This is a genomic window from Vibrio variabilis, from assembly GCF_003263785.1.
Classification (GTDB): domain Bacteria; phylum Pseudomonadota; class Gammaproteobacteria; order Enterobacterales; family Vibrionaceae; genus Vibrio; species Vibrio variabilis.
Genome location: NZ_JYJK01000065.1, coordinates 16,472 through 30,806, shown reverse-complemented (window position 1 = coordinate 30,806; position 14,335 = coordinate 16,472). Strand labels below are relative to the sequence as shown.

At 46.4% G+C, this 14,335-nt stretch carries 15 protein-coding genes and 2 pseudogenes; 11 read left to right on the top strand and 6 right to left on the bottom strand.

The features are described from left to right. The 6 genes and pseudogenes from TZ48_RS09655 to TZ48_RS09630 all read left to right on the top strand — a co-directional run. A partial coding sequence (locus tag TZ48_RS09655; protein ID WP_112478993.1) for a 3,4-dihydroxy-2-butanone-4-phosphate synthase occupies positions 1-730 on the top strand: 730 nt, incomplete at its 5' end. A gap of 175 nt (positions 731-905) precedes the next feature. Next, positions 906-1,376: a 6,7-dimethyl-8-ribityllumazine synthase gene (gene ribH, locus TZ48_RS09650; protein ID WP_004415274.1), complete on the top strand. Its 471-nt coding sequence runs from the start codon at positions 906-908 to the stop codon at positions 1,374-1,376. Then, positions 1,376-1,843, top strand: a complete 468-nt coding sequence (gene nusB / locus TZ48_RS09645) for a transcription antitermination factor NusB (RefSeq protein ID WP_006069876.1) — start codon at positions 1,376-1,378, stop codon at positions 1,841-1,843. The genes ribH and nusB overlap by 1 nt, the downstream gene beginning before the upstream one ends. Positions 1,844-1,933: 90 nt before the next feature. Continuing rightward, a pseudogene (gene thiL, locus TZ48_RS09640) lies at positions 1,934-2,904 on the top strand (thiamine-phosphate kinase). After that, positions 2,901-3,407 carry a phosphatidylglycerophosphatase A gene (pgpA, locus tag TZ48_RS09635; protein WP_112462109.1) on the top strand — a complete coding sequence of 169 codons (507 nt, stop codon included), beginning with the start codon at positions 2,901-2,903 and terminating at the stop codon, positions 3,405-3,407. The pseudogene thiL and the gene pgpA overlap by 4 nt, the downstream one beginning before the upstream one ends. A gap of 204 nt (positions 3,408-3,611) precedes the next feature. After that, positions 3,612-4,496 carry an acyltransferase gene (locus tag TZ48_RS09630; RefSeq protein WP_112478992.1) on the top strand — a complete coding sequence of 295 codons (885 nt, stop codon included), beginning with the start codon at positions 3,612-3,614 and terminating at the stop codon, positions 4,494-4,496. Between the two features lie 76 nt (positions 4,497-4,572). Here the strand turns inward: TZ48_RS09630 and TZ48_RS09625 are convergent, their stop codons facing one another. Both TZ48_RS09625 and TZ48_RS09620 read right to left on the bottom strand, forming a co-directional pair. Continuing rightward, positions 4,573-4,812, bottom strand: a complete 240-nt coding sequence (locus tag TZ48_RS09625) for a hypothetical protein (RefSeq protein WP_042496929.1) — start codon at positions 4,810-4,812, stop codon at positions 4,573-4,575. A 215-nt stretch (positions 4,813-5,027) separates the two neighbouring features. Further along, positions 5,028-5,306 (bottom strand): hypothetical protein, encoded by a 279-nt coding sequence (locus TZ48_RS09620; protein WP_112478991.1) that lies wholly within the window; start codon positions 5,304-5,306, stop codon positions 5,028-5,030. A 277-nt stretch (positions 5,307-5,583) separates the two neighbouring features. On the opposite strand from TZ48_RS09620, the gene TZ48_RS09615 reads away from it, so the two are divergent. Beyond that, the gene (locus TZ48_RS09615) at positions 5,584-6,390 is read left to right on the top strand and encodes a crotonase/enoyl-CoA hydratase family protein (RefSeq protein ID WP_112478990.1); all 807 of its coding nucleotides are present in this window, start codon (positions 5,584-5,586) and stop codon (positions 6,388-6,390) included. A gap of 10 nt (positions 6,391-6,400) precedes the next feature. Here the strand turns inward: TZ48_RS09615 and TZ48_RS25810 are convergent, their stop codons facing one another. Continuing rightward, entirely contained in the window at positions 6,401-6,523 is a 123-nt protein-coding gene (locus TZ48_RS25810; protein ID WP_275426427.1) for a hypothetical protein, read from the bottom strand. A 281-nt stretch (positions 6,524-6,804) separates the two neighbouring features. On the opposite strand from TZ48_RS25810, the pseudogene TZ48_RS09605 reads away from it, so the two are divergent. From TZ48_RS09605 to TZ48_RS09595, 3 genes and pseudogenes are all read left to right on the top strand, one after another. After that, positions 6,805-8,428: pseudogene (locus tag TZ48_RS09605) on the top strand (amidohydrolase). A gap of 120 nt (positions 8,429-8,548) precedes the next feature. Continuing rightward, positions 8,549-9,895, top strand: a complete 1,347-nt coding sequence (locus TZ48_RS09600; RefSeq protein ID WP_112478988.1) for a magnesium transporter — start codon at positions 8,549-8,551, stop codon at positions 9,893-9,895. A gap of 326 nt (positions 9,896-10,221) precedes the next feature. Continuing rightward, positions 10,222-10,722, top strand: a complete 501-nt coding sequence (locus tag TZ48_RS09595; RefSeq protein WP_112478987.1) for a DUF3332 family protein — start codon at positions 10,222-10,224, stop codon at positions 10,720-10,722. Positions 10,723-10,950: 228 nt separating this feature from the next. On the opposite strand, the gene TZ48_RS09590 is transcribed toward TZ48_RS09595, so the two are convergent. Then, positions 10,951-11,292 (bottom strand): hypothetical protein, encoded by a 342-nt coding sequence (locus TZ48_RS09590; RefSeq protein WP_052413178.1) that lies wholly within the window; start codon positions 11,290-11,292, stop codon positions 10,951-10,953. Positions 11,293-11,568: 276 nt separating this feature from the next. Between TZ48_RS09590 and TZ48_RS24365 the strand changes: the two genes are divergently transcribed. Then, positions 11,569-11,739 carry a hypothetical protein gene (locus TZ48_RS24365; RefSeq protein ID WP_162674530.1) on the top strand — a complete coding sequence of 57 codons (171 nt, stop codon included), beginning with the start codon at positions 11,569-11,571 and terminating at the stop codon, positions 11,737-11,739. Between the two features lie 75 nt (positions 11,740-11,814). On the opposite strand, the gene TZ48_RS09585 is transcribed toward TZ48_RS24365, so the two are convergent. Continuing rightward, entirely contained in the window at positions 11,815-13,182 is a 1,368-nt protein-coding gene (locus TZ48_RS09585; RefSeq protein ID WP_112478986.1) for an endonuclease/exonuclease/phosphatase family protein, read from the bottom strand. A gap of 250 nt (positions 13,183-13,432) precedes the next feature. Next, positions 13,433-14,272: a transposase gene (locus TZ48_RS09580; protein ID WP_112478985.1), complete on the bottom strand. Its 840-nt coding sequence runs from the start codon at positions 14,270-14,272 to the stop codon at positions 13,433-13,435. Positions 14,273-14,335: the final 63 nt, after the last annotated feature.

The following is a 14,335-nucleotide window of genomic DNA, read 5'->3' as shown; positions in this document are numbered from 1 at the left end:
CTTCCCACTTGCTGCTCAAGATGGTGGCGTGCTGACTCGCGCAGGTCACACTGAAGCGGGCTGTGATTTGGCAAAACTGGCGGGTCTTGAGCCAGCGTCGGTGATTGTTGAGATCTTAAATGACGACGGCACCATGGCGCGTCGCCCAGATCTTGAAGTATTTGCCGAGAAGCATGACATCAAACTAGGTACGATTGCTGACCTAATCGAGTACCGTAACAACAACGAAACAACGATTGAGCGCGTTGCTGCATGTCATCTACCGACTGAGTTTGGTGAGTTTGAACTGGTCACTTACCGCGATACCATCGATAACCAAATCCACTACGCTATGTGTGCTGGTGACTTAACTGCGAACACACCACTAGTACGTGTTCACTTGCAAGACACGTTCACTGATATTCTGCGTTCAAACCGCAACTCAGATCGTAGCTGGACGTTGGACAAAGCGATGAAGCGCATTGGCGATGAAGGAGGTGTACTAGTGATTCTTGGTAATGAAGAGAGCACAGACTTCTTGATCCACAAGATGAAAATGTTCGAACAGCAAGACAGCGGCACGGCGCCAACTATGGCGAAAAAGCAGGGTACATCGCGCCGCGTAGGTGTGGGTTCTCAAATTCTAGCCGATCTTGGCGTGCACGAGATGAAGTTGCTGTCATCGGCAGACAAAAAATACCATGCGCTTGGTGGTTTTGGTCTGACAGTAACCGAATACGTGACAGAGTAATCAAACAAGCCTTTGCTTCTGATAAGCAAAGGCTTTTTCTCATTAAGTCCGCGTGCCATTTTGGGCGGCTTTGCCAAAGCCTTGTCTCGGCAAAGTTAGCGGTAGATATTAATAAATGACTTGTGCTAGAATCCGTCGATTCTCGCGCGATGAACATAGTTTATAAGGAAAGCATATGAAAGTTATCGAGGGTGGCTTCCCAGCACCGAACGCAAAGATTGCTATTGTGATTTCTCGTTTCAATAGTTTTATCAATGAAAGCCTACTATCGGGTGCTATCGATACTTTGAAACGTCACGGTCAAGTGAGCGAAGACAACATCACGGTTGTACGCTGCCCAGGTGCAGTTGAGCTACCTCTTGTTGCTCAACGTGTTGCAAAAACAGGCAAGTTTGATGCAATCGTATCGCTAGGTACAGTCATTCGTGGCGGTACACCACATTTCGACTATGTTTGTAGTGAGTGTAATAAAGGTCTTGCACAAGTGTCTCTGGAATATAGCCTACCAGTAGCCTTTGGTGTATTGACTGTTGATACCATCGATCAAGCTATCGAGCGTGCAGGAACCAAGGCTGGTAATAAAGGTGCAGAGGCTGCACTAAGCGCGCTTGAAATGATCAACGTTCTTTCTGAAATCGATTCCTAATGGGGGCCAGTGTGAAACCAGCCGCACGTCGTAATGCACGTCAATTTGCTCTGCAAGCAATTTATTCTTGGCAAATTACTAAAGAAAATGTTGCCACTGTTGAAGAACAGTTCTTATCAGGTGGTAAGTATGATGAAGAAGAACATCATGCTGCTGAGCCTGCGTTGACTGCGCCAGAGACTGACGTTGTATATTTCCGTGACCTACTCACGGGTGTCGCGTTGAATCACACGGAGCTAGACAGCAAGCTACGTCCATTTGTTTCTCGCCCAATGCAAGATCTAGACATGATGGAACTTGCGCTTCTTCGCCTAGCGATGTACGAGATGACAAGTCGTGAAGACGTACCTTACAAAGTGGTTATTAACGAAGCGATCGAACTTGCAAAAGTATTCGCTGCAGAAGACAGCCACAAGTTTGTTAACGGTGTACTAGATAAAGCCGCACCGCACGTTCGTAAGAAGTAACAAACAACGTTTGTCTATTCGTAAAAAGGTCAGCAATTTGCTGGCCTTTTTTATATACTCTGTTCACCTTTTCGTTGCCAAGTCGACAAGATGTCTGGTGAATTTAGTTTAATCGATAAGTACTTTGCTCATAAGCAGCAAAACCGCAAAGATGTGATTCTCGCTCAAGGAGACGACTGTGCGATTGTCGCCCCTCCTGCTGGCTATCACATTGCCATTAGTACCGACACCTTAGTGGCGGGCACGCATTTTCTCGCCGACGCCAATCCTGCGCAAATTGCTCACAAAGCGCTCGCGTCCAACATCAGTGATTTAGTGGCCATGGGTGCTTCCCCAGCTTGGGTTTCTATGGGTATTTCGTTACCTGAAATCAATACGTCATGGTTAGAGCGTTTCTCCAATGCGTTTTTCAAGCTTGCCGACTACTATGGAATTCAACTTATTGGCGGCGACACCACCAAAGGCCCGCTCACTATTACGCTCACTGTTCAAGGTACGCTACCAGAAGGCAAGGCGCTGACTCGCATGGTGCGCAGTCAGGAGACTGGGTCTATGTCACAGGTATTCTTGGTGACGCCAAAGCAGGGCTGGATGTGATTTTAGAAAACAACATCAGCGCCGATAGCAGCCTTAACCAAGAATTGCAGCGGCGCCACTTTGAAGCTACGCCACGCGTACTCGCAGGCATCGCGTTGCGAGATATCGCCTCAGCGGCCATCGACATTTCTGATGGGCTGGCGGCGGATTTAGGGCACATTCTGAAGCGCTCTAAGGTTGGTGCAAGGCTTAATGTTGCAGCGCTTCCGATATCTAAAGAGCTACTGCAATTTGTTGGTAGCCGTGCACTTGCTCTGCAATATGCACTGACCAGTGGTGAAGAGTACGAATTGTGCTTTACCGTGCCAGAGGCCAATCGCGGTCAACTTGAAGTGGCGTTAAGTAATACGCCGTTTACCTGTATTGGGCAACTGACCGGCACCGAATATTTAGAGCTTCACAACGACGATGCGCCAGTGGGCTGGCAACTTGACGGTTTTGATCATTTTAAGGGAAATCAATGAGCAATCCTCTCGACCTAATCTCACTTAAAAACCCTTGGCACCTGTTAGCAACCGGTTTTGGGAGCGGTTTGTCACCGATCATCCCCGGCACCATGGGAACACTTGCATCGATCCCTTTGTACCTGTTACTGGTTCAACTGCCGCTCAGTGTTTACCTCATTGCCGTAGTCATTGCTTGCATCATTGGCATCAAAATTTGCGACGTCACCTCTCAAGACATGGGTGTGCATGATCATGGCTCAATCGTTTGGGATGAGTTCGCTGGCTTTTGGATCACCATGGCCATTGTGCCTGCACTCAAACTGCCTGCCGATGATTGGAAATGGTTAATCACAGGCTTTGTGTTGTTCCGTTTCTTTGACATGGTAAAACCTTGGCCTATCGGCTGGCTCGACAAACGCATGCATGGCGGATTGGGTATCATGATTGATGATATTGTTGCCGGCATTATGGCTGGGCTATGTTTGTATTTAGTGGGGCATTTCGCTGGCTGGTTGGCTTAAATGACGAGCTTTAGCCTTGTGTGTTCACAAGGCTTTTTCATTTCTGGTCGGAGGACTATGGTCTGGTAACTTTATAAGCTTTTGTAATTTAAGTGTTTTATTGGGATAATTCTACAAATTCATATCTGGATGACAAAGCTTTACTATACGTTTGGTTAAAAGTTGCTATGATTGCCGCCTCTTTTACGTTCTGTAACAATTGGTATGTTTAGCAATCTACGTCTGTTTATTAATTCTTTTCTTGTCATGGTCAATACGGCTATCACGGCTGTGGTGGTTTGTTCATTCTCGATCATCAAATTAGTTCTACCTCTCGCGTCTGTTAAGACCCTGATGACAAGCTTATCGAATAAGCAGATGTGGCTTTGGGCAACGATTAATTTGTGGCTTCTTAATCTAAATAACAATATCGAGTGGGACGTAGAAGGCGGCGACGACTTAACCCCAGAGCAATGGTACATGCTGCTGTCTAACCACCTCAGTTGGGCGGACATCGTTATCATCACCTCGGTAATGAAAAACAAAATGCCGATGTGTAAGTTCTTGCTCAAGCAGAGTCTATTGTATGTCCCGTTTGTTGGCCTAGCGTGCTGGGGACTTGATATGCCGTTTATGAAAAGGCATTCGCAAGCGTACCTTGTTAAGAACCCAGAGCGCCGCAACGACGATTTTAATGCGATTCGTAAGGCGTGTAAGAAGTTTGAACATGTACCCACCACTATGATCAGCTTTGTGGAAGGTACCCGTTACAGCGAAGAAAAGTTGGCAACGGTTAAAACGCCTTATAGACACTTGCTGAAGCCAAAAACAGGTGGCGTTGCGTTCACGCTTAATGCAATGAATCACCTTTTAGATGGCGTCGTAGACATTACACTGGCGTATCCAGAAAACCGCGACGATCCGTTCAAGGACTTGTTGAAAGGCAAGCTCACCAAAGTCGTGGTCAAGATAGATGTTTACCAAATGGATGAAAATCTTAATGGGGATTACTTTAATGACAAAGTATTCAAGCGCCGTTTCCACCATTGGCTCAATGATGTCTGGAAGCGTAAAGATGAGACGCTAGAGACGATTTATTCGCAAAGCTAAGTTGTTTCAAAGACAATAATGCCGGATACAAAAAAGGTCTACCCTAGGGTAGACCTTTTTAATGCGACTAAAACAGTTAAGCAAACTGTCTAGGTATCACTCTGCAGCACTTTTCGGCTTCGTTAATTAACACCGATACTGCATGAGTATGGTAATCCTCACCGCTCTTCCAAACGGTTTCCCCGAATATCTGACACAACTCAAAATCAGAAATAGTTCCCTTCATTTCCTTGTAGGCGACGGCTGAGATGATTTTTTGCTCTAATGCTTTAGGGCAAGATTCAACACGCCAACGGCTCACTTGAATATTCGGCAAAGCACACTCCTTTGTGGTCACATTTTCGTCATCAAAGCCACGATAACACCATGAAAAAGTACGATCAAGGTGATCTTGCTCACATTTTTGTGGGGTATATAACGTGCTAGAGCTAACTGTTTGTAAACCTGAGAAGTTCTGCCGATAAGGTGAAAAAATAAACTTTTGGTGGACGAATTAAGCATCCACCGTTAAAAGTGACAAGTGTCTAATTTTTAAGCGAACTGCCTTTTGCCAATGATAACTTGCTTAGCTCGTGTTACCAGCGAAGGAATACACCAAGTCATCGCAATGGGGAGTGCAAAGCGACTTACTGTATCAATGAAGGCGGCGGTATCTTGATCGCCCTTTGACAATTGATCTGGGAGCACAAAGGCCAACAGTAGGTAGGTAAATACGACTAATAAGACACTAAACCACCATGGATCGCTATCCTGATATGTGATCACTGTGGTTGAGTGGTTGTGAGGTGTTTGCTGATTTTCCTTAATCATGGATTCTACTTCCTATTCATCCAATCTAACGCTTTCATTCAATCACGCGAATTGCTCAAAACAAGTAACACAGCTCAATAACGTAAGCGACATCGAAAAAATAAGTGATTGTATTGTCAGTTTTGGTCAGACATCACATTCGGTTGGGGTTCTGTCGCAATGCGTAAATGAGGCCAGTGCTATACACGATGGGGTTCTCATTATTGAGTAAATATTCTAACGCTTCTCCCAGCCCTCACTACACTGATGAAAAAGCCAGCAAAATAAAGGAATAACGATGGACTATAAAAGGATCAAAGTCAGCCGCACTGAGGATGTGGTGACTGTGACGTTAAATCGCCCTGATAAGCTTAATGGTGTCGATTTGGGGATGTTCGAAGAGCTGATTCACGTGAGCCGTGCGCTACGTAAAGATCGCCAGCTCAGAGCGGTGATTTTGACAGGAGCAGGGGACAACTTTAGTTCCGGTCTCGACTTCAAATCTATGATGACCAACAAAAGTAATGCGGCGAAATTGCTGTTCAAATGGTGGCCGGGTCAGTCCAATCGAGCTCAACAGGTAAGCAGTAACTGGCGCAAATTATCCGTCCCAGTCATTGCCGCAATCGACGGTTACTGCTGGGGCGCAGGGATGCAAATTGCGCTTGGTGCTGATTTTCGTATTTGCTCGCCAAAGGCGAATCTATCCATTATGGAATCAAAGATGGGGTTAACATCGGATATGGCTGGCTCTATTGCTCTGCGTGAAGTGGTGCCTAAGGACAGAGCGATGCTCATCTCTATCTGTGGTCAAGAGTTGTCAGCGGAAGAAGCGTTAAAATATGGATTGGTCACAGAGGTTTGCGAAGAGCCATTAGAGGCAGCTCAAGCGCTGGCAAATAAAGTAAAACGTATGTCTCCCGACGTGAATGCCGCGATGAAGCATATGTACACCCGATATTGGACAGCGCCAGCGTGGAAACTGTTAGCCTATGAAACCTATAGCCAGATACGTATTATGCTGGGAAGAAACTTTGGACGTATGCAAAAGGCGCTACGAAAAAAAACGCCGCCTGAGTTTAAACCCAGACAGCGTTATTGGTAGTGGGGAAAAACTAACGAACGATCAGATCTTCCCCGCAAACTCGGCAGCGGAAAAGCTCTTTAATGCCATAGAGCTTTTGCCATACACTGCGCTTGATTCTGACGATCGCTACTCGCTGTTTACACTTGCACATGGAATTTACCTAACGTTGTTATTATGTGATCTTGGTTCAGATTTTATATAAGCCATGAGTATGGTTACAGTTCTATAAATAAAAGTGAATAGCGGAAAACTCTGTTGTGTTGTTCAATTAAGTTAATAATTTCAAAGTATTTATGATGTTTATTTCTTGGTTTGGGTTATTGATTTTAGTGATAGGTTATGCAAGAAAGTAAACAGCCTCCAAGTCAGTGTTTAACTGCAATGATTCAAGTGAAAGCTTGGTTTCTGTGCTTGTTTCTGTCGCTCTATCCTATGTCGTTAACTGCGTCACAAAATATGGTTTTGGTTAATGCTGTTGTCTATCAGCACCCAAAAGCCAATAGCGTAGCGATTGAAAACGGAGTGATAACCCAAATAGCATAGCCGATGAACTGCTGTCCAGTGTCGATCCCAGTGTAAAAATCATCGATCTCGAGCAGCAGCTTCTACTTCCAGGATTTATCGACAACCACAATCACGTCTTTGAAGCTGCCTCTGAAGCGGGGGCAATTGCGAACTCAGTGCTTCTGCAAGTCTCTTAGAGCTGCGGCCTTACCTTGAATACTGTCGTGAGCAAGCCAGTTCTGACGGGTGGTTACTTGGCTATGGTTTTTCCCTCGAAATGATAATGGAAGAGAGCAGCGACCTATCTCCTATTACGCTGCTTGATTCCGTTTTCCCTCACCGTCCCGTGATTCTAATGGAGCAGACCTCGCACTCGATGTGGGTGAACTCACAAGCATTAAAGCTGGCAGGCATTACAGAAAGCACACCTGATCCTCAAGGCGGCGCTTTGCTGCGCAATGAGCAAGGCAAACTCAATGGCGTGCTGCTCGACAGTGCAGGGGATGCGGTCATGGAGGTCGCGTGGAACAGTTTAAACGCACAGTTTGAACAGAGCTATCAAGGACTACTCAATGGTTTATCGGCTGCGGCAGAGCACGGCATTACCACCATTGGTGATGGTAGGCTCTACTGGAAAAGAGGTTGGTTTGAAGTATGGCAACATGCTCAAGAGCAAGGAGCGTTGACGTCACGCGTGCTATTGCGTCCTTGGATCTATCCTGATGCGAGTATGACAGAGCAGCTTGAGTACCTAGAGTCCATTTACACACCTGAGGTATCTCCAAGTGACAAGCTGATAGTTAATCAAGTTAAGATGTACAGCGACGGTATTATTATCAATGGCACAGCCAAACTGCTATCTCCTTATAAAGAGACTTATTTGCCCAATCACCCTAAAGGCTTGAATTATATTCCACCAGAGAAAATGCAAATTTGGCTCACGGCTTTGGATAAGCTTGGCTATAGCGCTCATATTCACGCTATCGGTGATGGTGCGGTGCATGAATCACTCAATGCCATTGAGCATGTACGTCACGTTGGCAGCGACAAACCGTACACCTTGACCCATGTTGAGTTGGTCGATCAGCAAGATATTCCTCGCTTTTCAAAACTTGCGGTGACAGCAGACTTTCAGGTGGGCTCAGACTATGTGGCCTTTCAAGACCACGCGTGGGCAAAAGCCTTTTTAGGCGCTGTGCGTGCTCACAGACTTATGAACCTGCGCGCGATTTTTGATACTGGCGCGAATTTAACCCTCAGCAGTGATTGGAATGTTCACGACATTAACCCTTTGGTTGGTATCGCAAACAGTATCATGATGGACGACACGGGATTACCATCGGTTGATGCTGCTATTGACGCCTACACCATTAATGCAGCGGAGAGTTTGGGGATTGACGGCTTCACGGGCTCAATTGCAGTCGGTAAGTCGGCGGACTTAGTGGTGGTTGAAGAAGATATTCGTCAGCTATCACCGGAGGCGATTGCCGAAAGCGCAGTAACGCTAACCATGATTCAAGGCGAAATCGTCTTTCAGTGGGCAGATCAGTAATCAAAATGGTTGTTCGATGAACAATTGCTCATATTTGTCAATATTATGAATGTGGCTCTGTGACCTATTCGCTATGATAGAAGGTACTCTATTAACGCGAATGGTTTCAGGGAGCCCTTAGTGAGCGAATTTCAAGATCTCTCAATTCACATCGATCAAATCTCACAGGCCGAAGACACGCAGCAGCCACAGATCCTCAATCAATATATCGAACAAGGTTTAGATGCCGCATCGATTGCGCTTATTCTAGAAGCGTTTCCCATAGAACAAAGGGTCAGGCTTTGGCGTGAGCTGCCGCTCGAAAGCCATATTGATGTCCTCACCGAGTCGCGTGGTGAAGTGCGTGTATCAATCCTCGATGCGTTATCAGAAACAGAGCTAAAGCTTACTCTCGCTAAGCTCGATAACTTATCCTTGATTGAATGGGCTGACTCATTGCCTGACGAGATCATCGAAGAGGCCATTTCCCTCCTAGAGCCTGCAGAGCTTGAACTTTACGATCTCGCGAATGAGTACCAAGAAGAAGAGCTGGGTCGCTGGGTTGAGCGTAAAGTAGTAGCACTACCATTTAATATTTCCGTTGCCCGTGCAAAAGTGCTGGTGGATAAGTACACTCATGAGCCATCGGGTTACGTTTATCTGATTGATAAGCAGCACCGTTTTCGCGGTATGGTCGAATACGCTGAGTTGGTTGGCGCAGAGTCATCGATACGAATTAAGTCCTTAGTGCTGGAACATGTGAGTACGCTAAGTGCCACACTAGAGCTTGCTGAGGCTGTCGATGCGATGGAGCGCTCTGCGTTTACCTCGCTTCCCGTCCTTGATGAGCGTAAACGGCTGCTAGGTGAGATCGATTGGAAGTTCGCACTAAGTACTCAGCGTGAAATCTATGAGACGCGCCTTATGGCGGGTACTGGTATGGACGAAGGCGATGACCTGTTTGCGCCGATCCTTAAAAGCTCACAAAAACGTGGTGTGTGGCTTGGTATTAACTTGCTCACGGCTATTCTTGCCTCTGTAACGATTGGTCTGTTTGAAGATGTGATTGCGCAAGTGGTTGCTTTGGCGGTTCTGATGCCTATCGTGGCCTCCATGGGCGGCATTGCAGGTAGCCAGACTTTGACTTTGATGGTGCGCTCTATGGCGCTGAATCAGATCACCTCAGGAAACCGATTTGCGCTAATTAAAAATGAGCTTGGCATTGGCGCGATTAACGGCCTGCTGTGGGCGTTGATTATTGGTGCCGTAGCCGGGCTGTGGTTTCAATCACCACTACTTGGCGGCACGATTGCTCTGGCGATCGTCGTTAATATCATCACCGCAGCCTTGTTTGGGGTGTTAATTCCATTAATCCTAGATAAGCTCGACCTTGATCCAGCACTGGCAGGTTCGGTTATCCTAACCACTGTAACTGATGTCGTCGGCTTTTTCGCCTTCTTAGGCACGGCGAGTTTGGTGCTGTTGTAGGGAAAGGCTGGCCTAGTTTGCTTTTTTGTAACCAGCTGGTGATCACGTCAGCTGGCCTACAAAAAACGACATATACGTAACTTATTGAATAAAAAGTTAGTTTTATCCTCGTTTGGTACAAATATTGGTGAATTTGATCGCCTTTGTTAACGCCTCGATTTTTCCCGTTTTGCCTATCTAGCACTCTGTTTGATTGGAGTTATAATCCCGCGCCATTTATTGGTGGTGAGAATGAAAACGTCAGTGGTATTGACTGGTGTTTTTCTAATGATTTCAATCAACTTGCTTGTCTTTGAATACGTGGACAGGCAATAGGTGTTTAAGTGATGAAACTGATCAAAACAACAATTGCTGCGGCGCTAATGTCTACTATGCTAACAGGCTGTATCGGCCAAATGGCGACAACAGGTGCACTCATGTACGAGGTGAACCTAAAAGGTGTCGATAACCGTTACGCGCGTGCAGGTCTATACACTTTAATGTCGCCAGTGTACGCGATCACAGCGGCTGCTGACCTATTTGTTGTGAACTCTATTGAGTTCTGGACGGGCACGAACCCTATCACAAAGAAAAAAGCCGTCGCTGATACTCCGGCTGAGGCTTACATTAAAGTAAACCACAAAGTGGGTAAGAAGTTCTCAACAGCGCCAGTGAAGCTTTCAAAGCTTGACGACAGCACCATGCAAATGGAATTTTTGGATGATGCGGGCAAAGCACGCACGTTGGTGGGCGTAAGCGGCCAAGACAGCGTTGACTTCTACCTAGATGGTCAATACGTGACAACCGCGACACACCAAGAGCTAGAGCAGTACGCGACTGCTTCTTAATGTTCTTTTATTAGATAAAAGTCGAACAAACAAAAAGGCCGACTGGGTGCTGATCCCGGTCGGCCTTTTTACCAATTAATAGGATGCGGAAAAGGAGCGAATTGGTATAGTGCGATCTTACCATGCTGCTCAAAAAGCGCGATGAGCAGAGCGTGGCAGAATGTAAAATTCGGTATGTAATCTTCTCTGCAGAAACACTTGGCAGTGTTTAGAACCTTCTAATTCTCTTTAGACGCCTTGAATGCGTTTGGCGGTAACAATCAGTCCTTGGGTATAACTAAAGCCGTAACCATAGCCATAACCACCGTAACCGTTTTCACCTCTTCCACCCGCCTCAAGAATCGCTTTGTAGTCGTAGTCACCACTGGTGATTGGGGTAATAGAGACGACTTCAAAGCCATCATGATTGAGTGTCGCCACCGCTTTTTGCAGATCTTCCGCGAGACGAACACTATCCACCACCGATTTCGAATACCCCGTTTTTCGCCACACGGGAGAATCGCTATAGTCGACAGCTTCATGTTTCCCCACTTCGCAAAAATGCGCGGGTACATGAACGATTCGATTCATTTATTTACCTTACTGCTATTGTTACTCTGATATGCCTTTTGGGTCAGTCTTAATGCCGACTCTCTGCTATTAGGCTTGCCGATTCTAACTTACTCTTCCATCAACATGCACAAATTGTTCAATTATTCAGATAGTTAAATGTCGTAAGTGAGCTGTATCGCACAATTCGTTTCCGATTGTACCTAGCCCTATCCAATCGTAGGCGGTGACACGTATGGCGAAATTGCCATTCTTATACATAATTAAATGTGTCTTTTGTAAGTAAGGAGACACGTTATGAAATGGATGATTGCAGCGGGTATAGGAGTACTACTCTTGCTCTCAAATGCCAGCGTTGCCAGTCAAAGTGGCGGAAAAATTGGCTTTTTAGTGGACTGCACCATTGACGGGAAATCAACTCGAATGCCAATGACGGCTTGCAGGCAAAAAGGAGGCGAGGCCAGATAGTCAGTTGTGACCATTCGCCTTAGCGATGACTTTAGAGTCGGATTTGGTCGCTAAGGCGAATGTGAATAAGGAAAGCTAGAACTCCGCTTTAATCCAAATCATACGGTGATCGGACGAGACATCCTTTCCATTCCCCCATTTGCCGATTCGTGCATCATTGAACAGCAAACGACCTTCTTCGTAACTTGCTGCCCAGTAAACCCCAGAATCAACGATGTTTAACGTCTGAGAAGGGAGTGCATAATCGACAGCTAGGCCAAAGGTCGAAGTGAGGCGATTAGGCGCTGGGTGTGTCGAGCTTGTGTCAGTGGCATGCTCAGCCGCACCGAAGCTTGTCGGGTACAGCTCACCATTTGAAACCGCTTGATTGACGAGTGGGTCGTTGTGCAGCGCTTGCATAACCGCGCTGATACCATCGCCAGCAACAGGGTCAAGGTTTTGGTCGCCCATCATCACAAATTTCGCACTGCTATCAAGTCCGCCTGTATTACCTTCATCATCGTAGAAGTAGTCTTTGCCTTGAATGTAGTCATGCCAAAACGTCACTTCCGCTGCATTTTGCGCTTTGTTTTTACCCGTATCGAAGACTGGTGGTGTAGGGTGAGACATCAACAAGTGTACCACTTCATCACCATCGGCTGTTGGAATGATAATTGGTGCATCCACATGGTTCTTGGAAGTCAGTCTAACCTGTTGCCACTCTTCATTGGTGTACCAATTGTCACCACAAGCCATACTGGCAGGAATAGGGTTGTTGGCGTCATTGCACAGAGTAATGGTTGGTATCTCGGCGCTTGCCATATCTTTCCATTTGAATTCTTGGAATGTGCGTGTATTCGCCTTATCTATCTGATACTTGGACATCAGTGCAAACGCGTATTGGCCATGATAAAACCCAAAGCCCCAAGCGTCGCCCGGTAGCTGGCCAGCAACGCCATTGTTATCAAGGTCAAGTTCTGAAAGTAGGCCGGTATTGGTCGCGTAAGACTCCGAAAAAGGGTACTCAATCGGCTCTAAGTTCGCATCACCACCTGCACCATCCAGGCTTTGAGCGACCGAGAGGTAGTTGGTTTGAAAGCCGATCAGCGCAGCTTTATCTTCACCAGTACCATCGTTGTTGTACTCCGCCATCATGAGCACGTCAGGACGGTTTTTCTGAATAATCGCCGCAACATTTCGGATTTGAATGACCTTCTCTGCTCGGCTTTTGTCAGCATCGTCGATAGTGCCATCAAGGTAGGTGGTCACCAGTTGCTGCTGAGTCTCTGGAGCTATTTGCATTTCCGCCACTAAATCGGCAAAGGTTGCTCGATCAAATGAGAGGTTGTAGGTCGCAATTTTCACTTGAGTTGGCTCTGCCACTGCCTGCTTGTCGGAGTCATTGCATCCAGAGAGCACCACTGCTCCTACAAGTAATGCGAGTGTTGTTTTTATTGTCTTCATGAATTGCTCTAGTTTTATAAATTCAGCGCCAGAGTCTACTGTTATAGAGAATGTATTTTTGTGATCTTTGTTGTATTTTGTTTGTGCAAAACAATTACATTTCAATGAATTGTGATATTCAGCTCATGCTTTCTTGAGTTGGAGTTGTTACTAGGCAGGAAGGGATTAAATAAGTTGAAGAAAGCTAAAAAGCCAGCATGTAACACGTACATTGCTGGCTTTTGTTTGTATGGTACTAACGGGTTGGTGACTAGACTAGCCCTTTAGACACAATTCGACTGATGCGTGAGTAGTGCAGGCCAAAGTGGGCTCCAATCTGCTTTTGTGTGTAGCCACCGCTGCGGAAGGCCAGGCAAATGGCTTCATCTCGGCTATTGGCTTTCTGCTCATATTCTTTCAGGCTAAGCGGTGCTGCGCGTCGTTGGGCGCTTGGGATCTCTCCAAGTTCCGCGTTAAGCGATGCAAGCTGTGTCAGGTGGCGCTGAATAAAGGCCTCATCGCCCAAGAAAATTTGACGCTTTAGGTGCTGCCAAGGGTTGCACTCTTTCCCTTCGAGAACAAACTGCTTGTAGTGGCCTAATGCTTGCTCGCGATCTGTGCCAAATGATTCGAGTGTGGGCTTACTGACAAACCATGCTGGTGCGGTTTTACTGCCGTTGAGGTAGCCCCAACTGCTCCACGGATAACTTTCTGGATCGACGACCATATTCGCTTTCACTGGGCTGAGCAAAATGTCGCGACTGACATCGAGGAAGTGTGCGTCTCTCTGTACAAGAATAGACTTAAAACGACCTTGGTATAGGTGTCCACTGCGACCATGTTTTTGATTAAAACGCTGTGTGTAGACGCCGTTAAGCTGGCGCATGCCGATACTTAAGTTGCCATCTGGCGTTTCAAGCAGCAGGTGATACTGATTCTTCATCAAGCAGTAACTATGAACCACCCAGTTGTAGCGCGTTGCGGTGTGATCGAGCACTTGAAGAAACAGCTCAAAATCTTCACGATCTTGAAAAACAGACTGTCCGTCGTTGCCTTTCGAGTTCACATAATAGAGGGCGCCTGGGTATTCGATTCGTAGTGGTCTGCTCATAACGGTGTGGGTCGTCTCATAAGTGTATGAACGTTCTACTATAAAGGATCAACTTTGAAAGGC